The 17827-nt window shown below is 37.3% G+C and carries 23 protein-coding genes; 8 read left to right on the top strand and 15 right to left on the bottom strand.

Going from position 1 to position 17827, the window contains the following annotated elements:
- Positions 1 to 101: 101 nt before the first annotated feature.
- Positions 102 to 695, top strand: coding sequence for a YhcN/YlaJ family sporulation lipoprotein (locus C1726_RS01825; protein WP_102271593.1), 594 nt, complete (start codon positions 102 to 104; stop codon positions 693 to 695).
- A gap of 16 nt (positions 696 to 711) precedes the next feature.
- Here C1726_RS01825 and C1726_RS01830 read toward each other — a convergent pair whose 3' ends face one another.
- Positions 712 to 1167 carry a pyridoxamine 5'-phosphate oxidase family protein gene (locus tag C1726_RS01830; RefSeq protein WP_102271594.1) on the bottom strand — a complete coding sequence of 152 codons (456 nt, stop codon included), beginning with the start codon at positions 1165 to 1167 and terminating at the stop codon, positions 712 to 714.
- Between the two features lie 132 nt (positions 1168 to 1299).
- On the opposite strand from C1726_RS01830, the gene C1726_RS01835 reads away from it, so the two are divergent.
- On the top strand, positions 1300 to 1500 hold the full coding sequence (locus C1726_RS01835) for a YlaI family protein (protein ID WP_102271595.1): 201 nt from the start codon (positions 1300 to 1302) through the stop codon (positions 1498 to 1500).
- A gap of 48 nt (positions 1501 to 1548) precedes the next feature.
- Here the strand turns inward: C1726_RS01835 and C1726_RS01840 are convergent, their stop codons facing one another.
- The 3 genes from C1726_RS01840 to typA are packed head-to-tail and all read right to left on the bottom strand — an operon-like array spanning position 1549 to position 4031.
- Complete coding sequence (locus C1726_RS01840; protein ID WP_102271596.1) at positions 1549 to 1836, bottom strand: hypothetical protein; 288 nt, start codon at positions 1834 to 1836, stop codon at positions 1549 to 1551.
- Between the two features lie 15 nt (positions 1837 to 1851).
- The gene (locus C1726_RS01845; RefSeq protein ID WP_102271597.1) at positions 1852 to 2169 is read right to left on the bottom strand and encodes a YlaH-like family protein; all 318 of its coding nucleotides are present in this window, start codon (positions 2167 to 2169) and stop codon (positions 1852 to 1854) included.
- 23 nt (positions 2170 to 2192) lie between these two features.
- Positions 2193 to 4031, bottom strand: coding sequence for a translational GTPase TypA (gene typA, locus C1726_RS01850; protein ID WP_102271598.1), 1839 nt, complete (start codon positions 4029 to 4031; stop codon positions 2193 to 2195).
- A 206-nt stretch (positions 4032 to 4237) separates the two neighbouring features.
- Between typA and C1726_RS01855 the strand changes: the two genes are divergently transcribed.
- Positions 4238 to 4423 carry a YlaF family protein gene (locus C1726_RS01855; RefSeq protein ID WP_102271599.1) on the top strand — a complete coding sequence of 62 codons (186 nt, stop codon included), beginning with the start codon at positions 4238 to 4240 and terminating at the stop codon, positions 4421 to 4423.
- Between the two features lie 59 nt (positions 4424 to 4482).
- On the opposite strand, the gene C1726_RS01860 is transcribed toward C1726_RS01855, so the two are convergent.
- Together C1726_RS01860 and C1726_RS01865 are read right to left on the bottom strand one after the other, a co-directional pair.
- Positions 4483 to 5283, bottom strand: a complete 801-nt coding sequence (locus tag C1726_RS01860) for an inositol monophosphatase family protein (protein WP_102271600.1) — start codon at positions 5281 to 5283, stop codon at positions 4483 to 4485.
- A gap of 246 nt (positions 5284 to 5529) precedes the next feature.
- The gene (locus tag C1726_RS01865; protein ID WP_057766239.1) at positions 5530 to 5724 is read right to left on the bottom strand and encodes a hypothetical protein; all 195 of its coding nucleotides are present in this window, start codon (positions 5722 to 5724) and stop codon (positions 5530 to 5532) included.
- A 203-nt stretch (positions 5725 to 5927) separates the two neighbouring features.
- On the opposite strand from C1726_RS01865, the gene C1726_RS01870 reads away from it, so the two are divergent.
- Entirely contained in the window at positions 5928 to 6548 is a 621-nt protein-coding gene (locus C1726_RS01870) for a YktB family protein (RefSeq protein WP_102271601.1), read from the top strand.
- A gap of 47 nt (positions 6549 to 6595) precedes the next feature.
- On the opposite strand, the gene C1726_RS01875 is transcribed toward C1726_RS01870, so the two are convergent.
- Complete coding sequence (locus C1726_RS01875) at positions 6596 to 6868, bottom strand: UPF0223 family protein (protein ID WP_102271602.1); 273 nt, start codon at positions 6866 to 6868, stop codon at positions 6596 to 6598.
- A 47-nt stretch (positions 6869 to 6915) separates the two neighbouring features.
- The gene (locus C1726_RS01880; RefSeq protein ID WP_102271603.1) at positions 6916 to 7875 is read right to left on the bottom strand and encodes an NAD(P)H-dependent flavin oxidoreductase; all 960 of its coding nucleotides are present in this window, start codon (positions 7873 to 7875) and stop codon (positions 6916 to 6918) included.
- A 189-nt stretch (positions 7876 to 8064) separates the two neighbouring features.
- On the opposite strand from C1726_RS01880, the gene C1726_RS01885 reads away from it, so the two are divergent.
- Positions 8065 to 9534 carry an aminotransferase class I/II-fold pyridoxal phosphate-dependent enzyme gene (locus C1726_RS01885; protein ID WP_102271604.1) on the top strand — a complete coding sequence of 490 codons (1470 nt, stop codon included), beginning with the start codon at positions 8065 to 8067 and terminating at the stop codon, positions 9532 to 9534.
- A gap of 282 nt (positions 9535 to 9816) precedes the next feature.
- Here the strand turns inward: C1726_RS01885 and C1726_RS01890 are convergent, their stop codons facing one another.
- Entirely contained in the window at positions 9817 to 9936 is a 120-nt protein-coding gene (locus tag C1726_RS01890; RefSeq protein ID WP_082631857.1) for a GapA-binding peptide SR1P, read from the bottom strand.
- Between the two features lie 219 nt (positions 9937 to 10155).
- On the bottom strand, positions 10156 to 10455 hold the full coding sequence (locus C1726_RS01895) for a DUF3055 domain-containing protein (RefSeq protein ID WP_102271605.1): 300 nt from the start codon (positions 10453 to 10455) through the stop codon (positions 10156 to 10158).
- A 158-nt stretch (positions 10456 to 10613) separates the two neighbouring features.
- Here C1726_RS01895 and C1726_RS01900 point away from each other — a divergent pair, with 158 nt between their 5' ends.
- Both C1726_RS01900 and C1726_RS01905 read left to right on the top strand, forming a co-directional pair.
- Positions 10614 to 11048, top strand: coding sequence for a DUF1885 family protein (locus tag C1726_RS01900; protein ID WP_180968064.1), 435 nt, complete (start codon positions 10614 to 10616; stop codon positions 11046 to 11048).
- Between the two features lie 162 nt (positions 11049 to 11210).
- Positions 11211 to 11552 carry a hypothetical protein gene (locus C1726_RS01905; RefSeq protein WP_102271607.1) on the top strand — a complete coding sequence of 114 codons (342 nt, stop codon included), beginning with the start codon at positions 11211 to 11213 and terminating at the stop codon, positions 11550 to 11552.
- A gap of 26 nt (positions 11553 to 11578) precedes the next feature.
- Here C1726_RS01905 and C1726_RS01910 read toward each other — a convergent pair whose 3' ends face one another.
- A complete protein-coding gene (locus tag C1726_RS01910) occupies positions 11579 to 11821 on the bottom strand; it encodes a hypothetical protein (RefSeq protein ID WP_102271608.1) in 243 nt (80 codons plus the stop codon).
- A gap of 211 nt (positions 11822 to 12032) precedes the next feature.
- Here C1726_RS01910 and C1726_RS01915 point away from each other — a divergent pair, with 211 nt between their 5' ends.
- On the top strand, positions 12033 to 12410 hold the full coding sequence (locus C1726_RS01915; RefSeq protein ID WP_102271609.1) for a small peptidoglycan-associated lipoprotein: 378 nt from the start codon (positions 12033 to 12035) through the stop codon (positions 12408 to 12410).
- A gap of 41 nt (positions 12411 to 12451) precedes the next feature.
- On the opposite strand, the gene lpdA is transcribed toward C1726_RS01915, so the two are convergent.
- The 4 genes from lpdA to pdhA all read right to left on the bottom strand — a co-directional run bounded on the left by lpdA (position 12452) and on the right by pdhA (position 17362).
- Entirely contained in the window at positions 12452 to 13861 is a 1410-nt protein-coding gene (gene lpdA, locus C1726_RS01920) for a dihydrolipoyl dehydrogenase (protein WP_102271610.1), read from the bottom strand.
- Between the two features lie 3 nt (positions 13862 to 13864).
- On the bottom strand, positions 13865 to 15184 hold the full coding sequence (locus tag C1726_RS01925) for a dihydrolipoamide acetyltransferase family protein (protein ID WP_102271611.1): 1320 nt from the start codon (positions 15182 to 15184) through the stop codon (positions 13865 to 13867).
- 81 nt (positions 15185 to 15265) lie between these two features.
- Complete coding sequence (locus C1726_RS01930) at positions 15266 to 16243, bottom strand: alpha-ketoacid dehydrogenase subunit beta (protein WP_053475438.1); 978 nt, start codon at positions 16241 to 16243, stop codon at positions 15266 to 15268.
- A gap of 3 nt (positions 16244 to 16246) precedes the next feature.
- On the bottom strand, positions 16247 to 17362 hold the full coding sequence (gene pdhA / locus C1726_RS01935) for a pyruvate dehydrogenase (acetyl-transferring) E1 component subunit alpha (protein WP_102271612.1): 1116 nt from the start codon (positions 17360 to 17362) through the stop codon (positions 16247 to 16249).
- Positions 17363 to 17827: the final 465 nt, after the last annotated feature.

Below are 17827 nucleotides of genomic sequence, written 5' to 3' on the forward strand. Positions count from 1 at the left end.
AATATATGATTTTTCGAATAAAGATAGAAGAAATTTTGCACAATAATACATAAGAAAAGCGAAATGCTAGTTGTGCAGCGTTACCTTTGGAGGCGGATATCATGAAAAGATGGCTAGTTATTTTCACTGTTTTATTATTAAGCGGTTGTGGGGGTAATAACAATTCAGTTCAAGAAGGGCAAAAACAAAATATAGTAAATGTCAAAAACAGTGCTATTCAAGAGGTGGATCGGACAACCGGACAAGATGTTTCTAAACACCTAGTAAAACTTGCTTCAAGCATTCCTAATGTAAATGATGCAACAGCAGTTGTCATAGGCAACTATGCGATTGTGGGAATTGATGTAAACAAAAACTTAGAACGTTCAGAGGTAGGTACGATCAAATATTCAGTAGCGGAGAGTTTAAAAAATGATCCGCATGGAGCAAGAGCAATTATCATTGCAGATCCTGATATAAATGCACGTTTAAGAGAAATATCAGATGATATTCAGGCTGGTAAGCCTATTCAAGGGATTATGAATGAGCTTGCCGATATTTCAGGCAGATTAATGCCTGAAATACCTGCTGATATCATCGATTCAAGCCCCAATAAGGCAACTGAAAACCCTAAAAAGCAGCTAAATAATCAAGAGGAAAATAAACTTGATAAAAAACAAGAAAAGCATTCCAATTACCATAAAAATGATGAATGAAAAAGCTTAGTGTTTACTAAGCTTTTTTCATTGCATCCATCACTTGCTTGTCAAGGCGAGCTGCAGCCACTTTATCATATGTTTTATCATACTGTGGCACAGTTGTTATTTTTGAACCATAAAACATTACATCCCTTACTTCTATGATCCTTAATTCAACTAATGCCAGTTTTAATGGAACACCTTCTAACTTTTCTTCTTTTATCATTGCTTCACCGCTAATTGAATATGTAGATTCATTTGCAATTACATTTATTACTGCCTTGTTATTATTTTTAATATTTTGTATGATTCTAGATCGATTATCCACTGCAAAATAGATCGTTTCCTCATCCTTTGCAAGCATCCATGAAATTGCACTGACATTCGGACCGCCTGACTCATGATCAACAGTAGCCAATGTACAAAATAGTTCCCGCTGCAGTTCATCAAACAACGGTTTAATAAGTTTTGGTTCAACTTGATTTGCCATTTCATCACTCCTTCTTCCCCATCATAGTATGCCCCTTCTCAACTTTCAAGGCTGCAAAAGAAATTCGATATGATGGTCCACATATTATATAATAAAATAAGAGATGAAAATAAGGATTTCCAGAGGTGCAAAATGAAAGTAAAATGTGTTTTATGCGATAAAATTGAAACGATAGAAAATGAATCTCTTCAAGCAAAGAAACTGAGAAATCGTCCCATACATACGTATATGTGCATGGAGTGTAATGAAAGAATAACCTACAAAACGCAAAAAAGAATAGAAACAGGAAATTTTAAGCTATATCAAAGCAAAACCAATGAAGATGAATGGTAATAAGAATTAGATAAAAAACAGCCTGTTCTTATAGAACAGGCTGTTTTTTCATTGGGGATAGTTCTCATACTTTTCAGGACTTGCATTTATTTGATTTAACATGATTTCAATAAGTTCTCTAGGATAACGTGCTTTTTTCCTTTCCCCTGAGTGATCATAATGGACGTAGTACATGACAGCATCCGTTTCAACTTCAATATTTGAAAGCTGATGATCATCTGTAAGCATTCCAAAGAACATTTTTTCAGTATCTGCTGCAGCCGTATCATCTGGTCTTTCATCACAAACAACTTTAATGGTTAACCAATTGTATAAGGCATCCTGTAATGAGTTCATCGGCTCCACTCCATCCTAATATTCTTTTCCTTCAAGTTTTTTTGACTGATGAAGGCGAACTTTGTAAATAATTAGGATCAAGGCAGCAACTACCAGCCCTTCGGTAATTGGCAAAAAGACTGCAAAAAAGGTTAAAATTGTACAGCCTAAAATGAGAAAAAGATAAATAATCATTGATTTTGCAATCGGCAATTTCTTCGCAAATCCCAATTTAAAAACAATAATGCATAAAGCAACAATGGTTAAATAAAGAAGCCACATTCCCACTTCAGAATTTTCTTGGACTTTGAATAAAGCAGCGAAAAAAGACAGACTCTCATTTACATCTACCACTTTTTCTCCTCCCCCTACATCCCTTAGCTCATTTCAGCATATTTTTTCTTCTTCGCCATTCTTTCACGTTCGTTTTTCTCAAGGATCTTTTTACGCAGACGGATGGACTCTGGTGTTACTTCACAATACTCATCTTCATTTAAGTATTCCAAAGCCTCTTCAAGTGTCATGATACGCGGCTTCTTCATTGTAGCTGTTTGATCCTTATTCGCTGAACGGACATTTGTTGCGTGTTTTACTTTCGTGATGTTAACAGTGATGTCATTTTCACGTGTATGTTCACCAACAATCATCCCTTCATAAATTTCAGTTCCAGCTTCTACAAAGATGATTCCGCGATCCTCTACTTGCATAATACCATAAGTTGAGGCTTTTCCGCTCTCCATAGATACAAGCACACCTTGACGACGTCCTCCAACTTGTCCTTGTGCCATTGGCTGATAGCTGTCAAATGTATGGTTAATGATTCCAAATCCGCGTGTTAACGTTAAGAATTCTGTCGTATAACCAATTAATCCACGTGCAGGTACATTAAAAACTAAGCGAACCTGACCGTTCCCATTATTGATCATATCTAGCATTTCACCTTTACGGGCACCAATAGATTCCATGATCGATCCTGTATGTTCCTCAGGAACTTCGATCTGTACACGCTCAACAGGTTCACAGCGCACTCCATCAATAACCTTAACGATTACTTCTGGCTTTGACACTTGCAGCTCATAGCCTTCACGGCGCATGTTTTCAATTAAAATGGATAAATGCAGTTCTCCACGGCCTGAAACAATCCATGCGTCTGGAGAGTCTGTATTATCAACACGAAGACTTACATCTGTTTGTAATTGCGCGCGCAATCTCTCTTCGATTTTTCTAGCTGTTAAATATTTTCCTTCTCTACCGGCAAATGGACTATTATTAACTAGGAATGTCATTTGAAGCGTTGGTTCATCAATTCTTAAGATCGGTAATGCATCTTGATGTTCAACAGGGCAAACAGTTTCCCCTACATTAATATCTTCCATTCCAGAAACGGCAATTAAGTCACCAGCATATGCTTCTTGAATTTCTTGACGCTTTAATCCAAAGAAGCCAAAAATTTTCGTCACGCGGAAATTTTTGACTGTACCATCTAATTTCATTAGAGCAACTTGCTGTCCTACTTTCATCGTTCCGCGGAAAACACGGCCAATTCCGATTCTGCCTACATAATCGTTGTAATCAAGCAGCGCCACTTGGAATTGAAGCGGTTCTTCTTTGTTATCAACTGGAGCTGGGATATTTTCAATAATCATATCATATAGAGACTGCATGTTTTCATCTTGTTTGCTAGGATCTGTACTTGCTGTACCGTTAATAGCAGAGGCATAAACAACTGGGAAATCAAGCTGATCTTCATTTGCTTCAAGCTCAATAAATAAATCAAGCACTTCGTCAATTACTTCTTCTGGACGAGCAAAGTCACGGTCAATCTTATTAACAACAACAATAGGAGTTAGGTTTTGTTCTAATGCTTTCTTTAAAACAAAACGTGTTTGCGGCATACAGCCTTCATAGGCATCAACAACTAATAATACTCCATCAACCATTTTCATAATTCTTTCTACTTCTCCGCCAAAGTCAGCGTGTCCCGGAGTATCAAGAATGTTAATACGTGTATCTTTATATTGAATCGCAGTATTTTTAGCCAAAATGGTAATCCCGCGTTCTCTTTCAATATCATTTGAATCCATTGCCCGTTCCTCTACATGTTCATTTGAACGAAAAGTTCCGGACTGCTTTAAAAGCTGATCTACTAAAGTCGTTTTACCATGATCGACGTGAGCAATGATGGCAATATTACGAATATCTTCTCTTAATTTCAAGGAAGTTCCTCCTACCTGTATTTAACAATTTAGCGCATTTCTGCTGTCTTACGTACAACTGAAACATTATACCATATTTAAAGTGGAAACCTAAAAGTTTTTTGTGTAAAATATAAAGCAAAGATATATAAAACACTTTATTTTCTATGTTATCCACCGTAAAATCATTTTTATTACTTACTGCTTCATTTGAGGGGGTACAAAATTTGAAGGAAATTAAATGGCCATTATTAGCTTTAGCGATTCTCGCAACACTATGCATAATGGGAATTGGGATAGCAGTGGCAGAAGAAAGCATCATTGGGATGTTTGCAGCAATCATTGGTTTAATTGCCATAATGGGACTTGGTTTCAAAACAAAAAAGAAAATGAGAGAAAATGGAACATTATAAAAAAAGATGACCGTCTAATAAGACTGGTCATCTTTTTTACCTTGTATCGTTTAAAATATTCACCAATTTCCCTCATTAAGATAATTTTTCATTACCTCATGATGAAGACCCGGTTTAGAAATAAATAATGAATTCTTTTCAAGAAAATTAAGCGGCTCTCCATTTAAATTTGTAGCAATGCCGCCAAGCTCTTCAACTAAGATGATTCCAGCTGCGATATCCCAAGGAGCTAACCTTAATGAAATATATGCATCCATTCGCCCTGAGGCAATGTAAGCCATTTCAATTGCTGCAGAACCATATGAACGCGTTCCGCGGGCATTCCTAACTAGGGGTGCTAAAAGGAGCGGATTAATCCGTTTATTTTCAGTTACCCATGTTGCGTTTATTCCAATAATCGCTTCAGTCACTTGAACATCTTTCAATGGCGGGAGGGGAAGATCGTTAAGGTAGACACCATTTCCCTTTATCGTATGATATAACTCATCATGAACTACATCATAAATCAAACCGACATGACCAACCCCATCTTCATAAATTCCTATTGAAATAGCAAAGTTTCTTTGCTGGTGTATAAAATTCATCGTCCCATCAATAGGATCAATAATCCAGACAATTCCCTTTAAATCACTAATTTGGTCTCCAAACCCTTCCTCTCCAAGGATTTTATGATCCGGGTACTGCTCTTTTATTTTTTTAATAAAGAATTGTTCCGTATTTTTGTCAATATCAGTAACTAAATCATTCGCATTTGATTTCGTTTCAATGGTTAGTGTTTTACTAAACGATTGCTTAATCCTATGTCCAGCTTCCATTATCCAAGACTTAGCGTTACGATCTATCTCTTTCCACTTAGTCATCCGATTCCCTCCGAACTATTTCACCAAGATTGTTTCATTGTGTCAGATACTTATTTGCTTAAATTCAATTATGAAATAACAATAGCTTAAATGATAAAGAAAATTGCTTCAAGCATTATCCTCTCCTGCTGGGCAAAATAATAAACGAACCCCTTATTCCATCTAGGAGTTCGTTTTTATTGGTTAAGTCTTGTTTCATTATACATGTTTCTCAATCTTTCTCCTTTAACATGATTAAACCATTTTCTAAAGAGCCTTAAGTCTTAATAATTCTTGTCTGATCCTTTCCAGCCTCTGCTTGCTTTTTGTTTTCATTTCTTCATTTTGAGTATTCATCGCCTCAAATAATGTAGCAAGCTCATAATCCATTTCCAACCGCAAAACTGCAGTTCTTTCTTTCTCTCCTGGACTGTTCTTAACCGAGTTCATAAGTTGTTTCATTGACATTACACCCCTTCCAAATAATCTAAAATTTCGTTTCTTCTGATTATTTTTACTATTATATTATGAGGAATCTTGTTTACTTGCAACAAATTTGTGCGATTACCTATTTTTACATAAAATTTTGTAGATAAGCATGAGGATTACTGTTTTTTTGCAAGTATGCTACAATATTTGACAGAGCTTGAAGGAGGTTTTTTTACATGGCATTTACTGGTTTTACAAATACAGACTTTCAGGTTTTCAGAATCGAAGGCTTAGAAGAACGGATGGATGCACTTAAGACACACATTCGGCCAAAACTTGAGGAATTAGGTCAAATTTTTTCACCAATGCTCACAGTTGAGACTGGGGATGAAATGTATACACATGTTGCCAAACATGCAAGAAGAACAAAAAATCCGCCAAATGATACTTGGGTTGCTTTCGCTAATAATCCAAGGGGATATAAAATGCTCCCTCATTTTCAAATTGGTTTATGGGAAACGCACGTTTTTATTTGGTTTGCCTTAATTTATGAGGCTCCACATAAAGAAGCATTCGGAAAAACACTAGAAGCAAACCTCACTAAAATTTATGAACAAACCCCAGACCACTTTGTATGGTCTATTGATCATACAAAGCCATCTGTTGTTCGCCATGGTGAATTAACGAAGAAAGAGCTACATGAAATGTTTGTTCGTCTACAAAAGATTAAAAAGGCAGAAATCCTTTGCGGAATAAACCTTCCTAAAGAAGAAGCTGCTAAAATGGTTCCCGAGGATTTTCTTGCAACAGCTGAATCTGTATTTAAGAAATTAATACCTCTTTACAAAATGATTTAAACCACTAAATTATTTTTCCAATAAAACCTCCTTCTGCGGAGGTTTTATTATTTCATTTTTATTTTTGCACCTGACTCTGCTGCTTTGACTGCATTGACAGTTCGGTAGGAAGAAAATCCGCTTACCTCCTCAAATTCGTCACAAATCTTTCGTTCCTGAGCTTTCCCTGGGACAATTTCTTTAAAACGGCGATAGGCTTCAAGAAAAAGATCACGGTCCACTCCTCTGCTATATGCTTCTTCTACTTTTTGGAAATATTGGATGACATCAATTACTTCATCCGTCGACCAATCAGTTTCAATTGGATATTGATACTCCATTTTAATCCCCCTTATGTACATTCATGTTGATTTTATTAATATGGCTATTATAAAGCCCACTTCTTACGGATTGCTTCACCCTCGGAAATCATCCGCTCAAAAAGCTCTTGAACAGTTGGCACATCTTTAATTAAACCCATCACTTGCCCCGCCCAAGCATAGCCTTCCTTTTCCTTTCCTTCATAAATATACTTTTTGTTAGCATTCCCGCTTATAAAATCTTTTAATTGCTCATATCCCCCAGCTGCCTTTTCAATTTCCAGGATTTTATCTGCCCATTCATTAGCGATCACTCTTGCTGGAGCACCAATTGATCGCTTAATTACAGCAGTATCGCTTTCACTTCCCTCGACAAGTCTTGTTTTATATAATTCTGAAGCGTGGACACATTCCTTTGTGGCAACAAATCTTGTTCCCATCTCGATTCCCTCCGCCCCCAAGCTCAAGGCAGCAAGCATCCCTCTTCCATCACCAATTCCTCCAGAAGCTATTACTGGGATAGAGACCGCATCAACTACTTGCGGAATCAAAACGATCGAACCGATATCATCTCTTCCTAAATGTCCGCCGCCTTCTTGGCCAACAACCATTACTGCATCAGCTCCTAGCTCTTCTGCTTTTACAGCCTGTCTTTTCGCCGCAACAAGAACTAGTTTCTTCACGTTTACTCCCTTTAGTTGTTCAAAGAATGGTGTTGGGTTCCCTCCAGTCATTGAAATAACAGGTACTTCTTCTTCAATCGCTATATCAAGATAATGTGAAAAGGGTCTTCCATGCTGCCCTATTGCAAAATTCACACCGAATGGCTTATCTGTCATTTGTTTTACTTTTAGAATCTCTTCTCTTAAGGCTTCTGGGCTTTCCAGCGACATCGCAGTGACCTGGCCCAACCCCCCGGCATTTGATACAGCTGCAGCTAATTCAGAATAGGCTAGATGAGCTAATCCTCCCTGGATAATTGGATATTTAATTTTTAATAAATTCGTTACACGTGTGTTCCAATTCATTATGTGACCTCCTTATCCTCCAACCTATATATTAATTCTATTTTAATGTTATATTTTCCTGTTTTCATCCGAAAACTATAATAATAAAAGAAGAAGTTTTTGTAAGAATATTTTCTATGCAAAGAAAATGAATAATGCTATAATTCATTTGTTTTATTACTTTACCACATAAAGAGGTGTTAGATTAAATTGTCTCAATTAGAAACACCGTTATTCAGCGGTTTATTAGCACATGCCGAAAAAAATCCAGTCCAATTTCACATTCCCGGACATAAGAAGGGAAATGGAATGGATCCGGAATTCAGAGCATATATCGGCGATAATGCACTTGCCATTGATCTCATAAATATTGGTCCGCTTGATGATTTACATCAGCCAAAAGGGATAATTAAATCAGCACAGGATCTAGCAGCTGAGGCTTTCGGTGCAGATCGTACCTTCTTTTCTGTTCAAGGTACTAGTGGTGCAATCATGACAATGGTTATGGCTGTTTGCGGTCCGGGTGAAAAAATAATTGTTCCTAGAAATGTTCATAAATCCGTCATGTCAGCAATTGTTTTTTCAGGTGCAACTCCGATTTTTATACATCCTGAAATTGATAAAGACCTTGGAATATCACATGGGATTACAACTGATTCTGTCGCTAAAGCACTTGAACAGCATCCTGATGCGAAGGGTGTCCTTGTAATCAATCCAACGTATTTTGGCATTTCTGCTGACTTGAAAAAAATTGTTGAAATTGCCCATTCGTATCAAGTCCCTGTGCTTGTAGATGAGGCACATGGAGTGCATATACATTTTCATGATGATTTGCCTTTATCTGCCATGCAGGCAGGAGCAGATTTGGCAGCAACAAGTGTCCATAAGCTAGGAGGGTCAATGACTCAAAGCTCCATTTTAAATATGAAAGGAAATCTTGTTTCTGCTAAAAGAGTGCAATCCATTCTCAGCATGCTAACGACAACTTCTACATCCTATTTATTACTTGCTTCTTTAGATGTTGCTAGAAAACAATTAGCTATTAACGGGAAGGAACTTATTAATCGGACAATATCTCTTGCTCAATCTATTCGCCGGCAAATTAATGAAATCGAGCATCTGTATTGCGTAGGAGAAGAAATATTAGAATCCAATGCCGCCTATGGCTATGACCCGACAAAATTAATCATTTCCGTAAAAGAGCTTGGGTTAAGCGGCTTTGATGTCGAGCTTTGGCTTCGAGAGAAATACAATATTGAAGTCGAAATGTCAGACTTATACAATATTCTTTGCATTATCACACCAGGAGACACTGAAAAAGAGGCTGACATACTCATTCAAGCATTGAAGGAATTATCAACTGAGAGACATAGTAAAACAAATAAAATTGAAGCTCAAGTTTTGCTTCCAGATATCCCAGTATTAGCCCTTTCTCCAAGAGATGCATTCTATGCTGAAACAGAACTTGTCCCTTTTGATGAATCAGAAGGCAGAATTATCGCGGAGTTTATTATGGTATATCCGCCCGGGATTCCAATTTTTATCCCCGGTGAAATTATAACGAGGGATAATCTATTGTACATCAAGACAAATATGGAAGCAGGACTTCCTGTACAAGGACCAGAAGACTATGATTTTAAGTACTTACGGGTAATAAAAGAACATCGTGCGATAAAGTGAAACTCAATCAGCGGGGTTTTCCGACGCACAGGACGTGCTAGTGACTACGTCGCTTCAGGACGTGGCATTCTTAGCCGGCCTTCATCCCCCACTGATTGTTAGTTGAACCAATTGAGCATTTACGGGCTTGTTAGATCCCCCACTTAGAATTTTTTGTTTCCTCAACTTCTTGAAATGGAGTCTTACAGCCCGTTAATCTGCGATAAAATAAATAAGGAGCCTTCCAATTCTAGTGGAAGGCTCTTTTTATGGGTACGAAATATGATTATCTAATTTCAAAATTTATTTATTCTTTTTTTTATCATCATTACAGCAATTACACTTTGAATACAAAACTGTTACTTTTTCATCCTCGAAGTGATCAATTGTTGAATTACAAGTTTGGCAAACAAGTGTGCCCATCTTTCATTCCCCTTTTCAATGAGTTATCGCATAAATGATTGTAAGCGTTTTAATGACCTTAAGTTAATAATAATATAGCATTATTATTTTTTCAAGCCCTAATTGTATAACTCATTGAAAGAAAATAATGGGAAAATCTTTATTTACTCTCAAAAATAGCGATTAAATAGTATAACACATATCCCCTGTGCTAGACATTAGGCCATATTCAAAGGAATTCTATTCATATTGGGTCTCAAAGGAAGGGCTTGGAAGAGCAATTTTAAAGAACTCACTTAAATCTTCTGCTTGAAGGTGTGTATCCATTTTAAAGACTTTTTGTAAATAAGCCTTATCTTCGAGGTCCTTGGGGTCGAGGAGAGTGGAGCGGCCAGTTTGCATGCAAACAACAAGAGGTTTTCCAAAGAAAAGATTTGTAAACACAATTCCAAAATCATATCTGGCTTGTTCGGTTGTAAAGCCTACAAAACGAACTTTCGCGTTTTCGTTCTCATCATACAGCTTATCAAATAGGTTCATATTTTTCCTCCTTTTTTATTTAATATTTAGAATATTATTATAATTATTTTTTTGTATAATTACAAGTATTTTTTATTATTCATCATATTAAGTTGTCAGAAGTTTTTAATCAATGCTAGAATGAAATAGAGAGTATACAAGATATGGGGGGATGGATGGTGGCAAGTCATGCGTATATAAAGCTCGTGCCTTCATCAGCAAAACAAACTGTTACAACTGAAGACATAAAAGAATTATTTCAATATTTTAAAGAAATAACCGCTAAAACTGGAAGACAGGTTGCCTGGAATTATAATGAGGCTGCTTTTCCATATGAAATGAAAGAAATGCCTGATGGCAAAGGCAGCTGGTTCTATTTGAAATCGGAAAACGATCGCTACAACATTATTTTACTTGGCGTAGATAAAGAAAATGCCTTAAATGAGGATGGATCAGAGCAAGAGCAGTCATACATACAAATTACCCTCCCAGAATCCTCAACATTTGGAGATAAAGGCAAGGCCAATGAGTTTTGTAGATTTTTAGCAAAGAAACTGCAAGGTGAGTTACATTTATTTAATGGACGAGTGATGTATTTTTATCCTAGAAAGTAAAATCAAATGCGCAAGCGCTGGAGCTGGACATAAATTAAACTTATTTCAATGTGATATTTAAATACGATTTTAAAATTTCTTAACAGAAATAATATAGAAGGACAGCTTATCGCTGTTCTTCTATTTTGCTCTATTTGAGCAATAAAGCAATGAGGTGAATTCATGTTAAAACACAGATTAATCATAGTAGGGATATTCAGCCTTGTGATAACACTCATATCTCCTTTCATTTTTCACTCGTATTTTGAAGCGAAGCCAAAAAATATAAACCAGCAATTATCCTTTGGGGGTCCTTTTCCATACGCTGAACAAACAGTTACTCTTCCAGCTGGTGATAAACTTTACCCACTTGAGATAAAATTTCAATCCCCTTTTGAGAAGGAAACAAAATTTAATATTATTCCGTTTATCCTTTCCTTCGTTTGCTTATTCCTATTTTTCTTTGCAATTTACAGTATGATCACAAGATTTTTCAAAGGAAAGACAGTTAAAGAGCCTCATTGAGGCTCTTTTTTACGTTAAAAAAGACCCTATCCATTAATAACAGCCATAGTAAAATGGAAGGATGCGTATAAGGTTAAACTTAAAGAAGTTATAAAAAATGTCTTTTTTACCGATTTCATTATCGTATTTCCTATAATAATGGCAATATAAAAAAACACAAAGAACATTAATACTTTATATAAAAGCTGATCATATTTAGATAACCATTCAATAAAGGTATATCCACTCCAAATAATAAGCTGCAGAAGCAGCGCAGTATAAGTCTTCATACTCTCACCACCACAAATATCAATATTCCTTTTACTTAAATGTGCTTGTATTTGTAATATATGTAGAAAAGGAAAATCTTATTTTTCATTTCTGTAACATTTAGGTGACAAGGGCTATTTGATATTTTTCATATGATAAAATAATCATAATTTGTTCAAAAAAAGACATTATTCATTTTATTTATATTATAAGCAAGGTGGGGAACAGAATATGAAAGGGTTGCCACTATTATTCATCGCTTCTCTTCTTTTTATAACCTCCTCATGTAACCATGTTGATTCAAAAAAAGACTTAAATATCGATCAAGACATAAAACAACTCATATTCTTCACGGATGACCAAGCATATGAAAAGGAAGTTTCTTATTATGATGCGATAATTGAGCTAAAAAAGGATTTTCCTATCGACATAAAAAACATGAAGATCATTACAAAGGAAAATGCAAAAAATTACTATGATCAATTTGATATCGATCGCTGTCCTGCTATTCTGCTCGTATATAATGATAAAATTCTTGTAAAGGTAAAAGGAGAGGCAACTAAAGAACAAATTGTAGAGCCACTCTATACAGCCTTAAAAAACAAATAAAAGCTCCAGAGACGTTAAATTTTAGTCTCTGGAGCTTTTATTTATTTAACGATATGAATCGGAGTTCCTAGTGCAACCTCTGCTGCCTCCATTGATATTTCACCTAATGTTGGGTGAGCATGAATGGTCATTGCTAAGTCTTCTGCAGTCATGCCTGACTCAATCGCCAAACCTAATTCTGCAATCATATCTGAAGCGTTGGCACCAGCAATTTGAGCACCAATTATTAAACCATCTTCTTTTCTAGTTACCAGTTTAACGAAACCATCTGTCGCATCTAAAGCAAGCGCGCGGCCGTTTGCTGCAAATGGGAATTTTGCTGCAGTAGCTTCAATTCCTTCTTCTTTTGCTTGACTTTCCGTATAGCCTACTGATGCCAGTTCGGGATCTGAGAAGACTACTGCAGGGATACCTAAATAGTCAATTTCTGAATGATGACCAGAGATAACCTCTGCTGCAATCTTTCCTTCATACGATGCTTTATGTGCTAATTGAGGTCCTTGAACTACATCGCCAATTGCAAATATATTACTTACATTGGTACGGCATTGTTTATCAATTTCAACGATGCCACGATCGCTCATTTTAATGCCAACTTGCTCTAACCCCAATTCATCTGTATTAGGACGTCGGCCTACCATGACAAATACATAATCAGCTTCAGCTGTTATTTCTTCGCCTTTAACTTCATATTTTACTGTAACGCCATTTTCATTTTCTTCGACACTTTTAGCTAGGGCCTTTGTAACGATTTCAGCACCCTTTTTCTTAAGCTTGCGTTTTACCAGTGCAGTCATTTGCTTCTCAAAGCCAACAAGAATATCATCTGCACCTTCAAGAATCGTTACCTCTGATCCAAAGCTTGCATAAGCACCACCTAATTCGATACCGATTACACCACCGCCAATAACAACGATTTTTTTCGGTATTTCTTGAAGTGCCAGTGCACCTGTTGAATCAAGGACACGCTTACCATATTTAAATGCTGGAAGTTCAATTGGTCTAGAGCCAGTAGCAATAATCGCATGTTTAAATGTATAAGTTTGTGCCGAATTTTCATCCATCACACGAAGTGTATTTGCATCCACAAAATAAGCTTCTCCACTGACAATCTCTACCTTATTCCCTTTTAACAGGCCTTCAACACCGCCAGTAAGCTTTTTCACTACCCCTGCTTTAAACTCCTGTACCTTCGTGAAGTCTACCTTTACATTTTCCGCAATGATACCCATTGATTCAGAATGCTTGGCATTTTCATAACGGTGACCAGCAGAAATTAACGCCTTTGATGGAATACAGCCAACATTTAAACAAACTCCGCCTAAGTTAGCTTTTTCGACAATTGTCACTTTTTGCCCAAGCTGGGCAGCACGAATAGCTGCTACATACCCACCAGGACCTGAACCGATGACAATCGTATCTGTTTCGATTGGGAAATCTCCTACTACCATTTTTTACGCCTCCATTAACAATAGTTCAGGGTCGTTTAGTAAACGTTTAATATGATTCAATGCATTTTGAGCTGTTGCTCCATCAATTATACGATGATCGAAGCTTAAAGATAAAGCAAGAACTGGAGCTGCAATAATTTCCCCATCTTTAACTACCGGTTTTTCGGCGATTCGTCCAATTCCTAATATTGCTACTTCAGGATGATTGATTACTGGTGTAAACCATTGCCCGCCTGCAGAACCAATATTTGTAATCGTACATGAAGCACCCTTCATCTCGTCTGGAGTAAGCTTGCCTTCACGCGCCTTAGTAGCAAGCTCATTTATTTCATTTGAAATAGCAAAGGTAGATTTACGATCTGCGTCTTTAATGACAGGCACTAAAAGTCCTTTGTCTGTATCTGCTGCGATTCCAATATTGTAATAGTGTTTTTGGATAATTTCACTTGCTTCATCATCAATCGATGTATTTAAAGTTGGGAATTCACGCAATGCACTTGTTAATGCCTTTACAACATATGGAAGGAACGTTAGCTTAATCCCTTTACTTGCAGCAACTTCCTTAAATTTCTTTCTGTGTGCAACAAGCTTTGTTACATCAACTTCATCCATTAAAGTAACGTGAGGAGCTGTATGCTTTGAGTTTACCATAGCCTTCGCAATTGCTTTACGGATGCCGCTCATTTTCTCACGTGTTTCAGGATACTGCCCTTGTGGGATTGCTTTAGAAGCTTGTGCTGCTTTTGATTCCTGTGGTGCAGCCGCTTCCTGTTCAGGAGCCTCTTGAGATTGAACTGCAGCACCGCCATTTAAGAACGAATCAATATCCGCTTTTACTACACGGCCATTTTTGCCGCTGCCAGCAACCTGAAGTATATCAACACCGTTATCGCGTGCATATTTTCGGACGGACGGCATCGCGATAATCCTGCGATTAGAATCTGCTTCAACAGGAGAAGTTGTCGCATTAGCAGTTTCCTTCTTTGGGGCTTCAGCTTCTGGTGCTTTCTGAGTATTTGGTTCTGGAGCCGTATCTTTACTAGCAGGTGCTTCTTCATCACCTTTAAATTTCAAATTTTCATATCCAGGTGCGTCAAAAGTAATAAGCACTTGTCCTACTGTTGCAACAGTTCCTTCTCCTACCTTAATTTCTTCAACCGTTCCTGCTACTGGAGAGGGAATTTCGACGACTGCTTTATCATTTTGCACTTCACAAAGTACGTCATCTTCTTGAACTTTATCGCCAGATTTTACAAACCATTTAACGATTTCACCTTCATGTATACCTTCACCAATGTCAGGTAATTTAAATTCAAATGACACTTGGAATCAACCTCCTACACTGCTTAATTGATTACTCTAAGGGAAACAGGGGCGATAATACCCCCCTGTAAATTCTGCTGTCTAGAAATTTAGAACCTTTTTGCCCGTTTCAATAATATCCTTGTAATTCGGGAGCCAAACTGTTTCAGCTTGAGGGAAAGCAAACACTGTATCTGGAGCTGCCACTCGTAATACAGGTGCCTCAAGACTAAGAATGGCACGATCATTGATCTCAGCAACTACGTTGGCAGCAATTCCAGCTTGCTTTTGGGCTTCCTGCACGACGATCGCACGTCCTGTTTTTTCTACAGAAGCAATAATTGTTTCGATGTCTATTGGGGAAACCGTACGTAAATCAATTACTTCAGCAGAGAATCCTTCCTTCTCAAGCTCTTCAGCAGCCTTTAATGATTCATGCACCATTGCACCGTAAGTAATGATGGATAAATCCTTTCCTTCTCGCTTAATATCCGCTTTCCCTAAAGGAATAGTATATTCCTCTTCCGGTACCTCTTGGCGGAAAGAACGATATAGCTTCATGTGCTCTAAGTAAATAACAGGATCATTATCACGAATAGCAGAAATCAATAGCCCCTTCGCATCATATGGAGTCGACGGGATCACTACTTTTAGTCCAGGCTGTTGAGCCATTAATCCTTCTAAGCTATCAGCATGCATTTCTGGGGTGTGTACACCTCCGCCAAATGGTGACCGAATCGTAACTGGTGAGTGATAGCGCCCGCCTGAACGATATCGCATACGTGCAAGCTGACCTGAAATAGAATCCATTACTTCGTAAACAAATCCAAAGAATTGGATTTCCGGGACAGGACGGTAGCCTTGTAAGCCAAGCCCAACTGCTAAGCCGCCGATTCCCGATTCAGCTAACGGAGTATCAAATACTCGCTCTTCGCCAAATTCATTTTGAAGACCTTCAGTCGCACGGAATACACCGCCGTTTACGCCTACGTCCTCACCGAATACTAATACATTCGGATCGTTTCGCAATTCTGTGCGTAATGCATCAGTAATTGCTTGAATCATAGTCATTTGCGCCATGGCTTACTTCGACTCCTTTGCTTTATAAATTTCATATTGTTCTTTTAAGTTATAAGGCATCTCTTCGTGCATAATAGAAATTAGATCAGTTACTTTTTGCTTAGGTGTGTCATCTGCCTGTTTAATGGCAACTTTAATATCTTCTTTTGCTTTTTCGATAATTTCATTTTCCATTTCTTCGTTCCAAAGTCCTTTTCCTTCTAGGAATTTTCGGAATCGAACAAGCGGATCCTTTTTCTCCCATTCGTTATCGAGATCTGCTGTTCGATAACGTGTCGGATCATCTCCAGCCATTGTATGCGGACCATAACGGTAAGTAAGTGTTTCAATTAGTGTTGGACCTTCACCGTTTATCGCACGATCGCGGGCTTCACGGACTGCAGCATACACTGCAAGAGGATCCATTCCATCCACTTGAATACCAGGAATCCCTGCTGCAACTGCTTTTTGTGCAAGTGTTTTAGCTGCAGACTGTTTGCTGACAGGTGTTGAAATGGCAAAGCGGTTATTTTGAACAATAAAGATTGCAGGAGCATTAAATGCGCCAGCAAAGTTAATTCCTTCATAGAAGTCACCTTGAGAAGTTCCGCCATCTCCAGTATAAGTAATTGCAACAGATTGTTTTCCGCGTTTCTTCATACCGAGTGCCACACCAGCAGTCTGAATGTATTGAGCACCAATAATAATCTGTGGAGCAATTAAATTTACTCCCTCAGGAATATTTCCGCCTTCGTAATGTCCGCGTGACCATAAGAAAGCTTGTGATAATGGCAAGCCATGCCAAATCATTTGAGGTACATCACGATATCCTGGTAAAATGAAGTCTTCTTTTTCTAAAGCAAATTGAGAGGCTAATTGTGAAGCCTCTTGTCCAGCAGTTGGTGCATAGAAGCCTAGTCTTCCTTGTCTATTTAAAGAAATTGATCGTTGATCAAGGATGCGAGTATAAACCATACGGCGCATTAGTTCTTGAAGTTGCTCATCACTTAATTCCGGCATTGCTGATTCATTTACAACTTTGCCTTCTTCATTGAGGATTTGTAGTGTCTGGAACTGTTCTTCAACTTTTTCGAGCTGCTTTTTCGCATCGAATTGTAAGTTCTTTGTTTTAGAAGCCATTTGAATCACCCTTTCCTTTCTTTCAAAAGACGTTATAATTTGGAGTTTTCATACACAGATTCTAGGTTGCCCAAAATGAAGGTAAATTAGAAAACGCTTAAAGAAAAACCTTTCATTATCATTCATCTCGTAAGACTGTTTAACTAGTTTTCATTCTTCCATAATAAACGTCTATATTTATCTATCCATTATCATCATATTCTGTATTAATATTTTTTGCAACTAAATTGATACACATTTTCAATATGATTCTTATATTTCACATATAAAAAACACGCGTTCACACTTTAAATTATGCGTTTTTCAACATTATCACACTTTTAAAAGGAGTCAGTTTTTTTAAATCTGTATTATTAAATACAACCAACTGTTCTATAAAAAAATAAAAAAACTTCCCATGTGTTATAACACATTAATAGAAAAATAGTAATCATCATTATTTTCAAAAAATGTATTTTCTCCCTA

Source organism: Cytobacillus massiliigabonensis (assembly GCF_900199725.1).
Lineage (GTDB): Bacteria > Bacillota > Bacilli > Bacillales > Cytobacillaceae > Cytobacillus > Cytobacillus massiliigabonensis.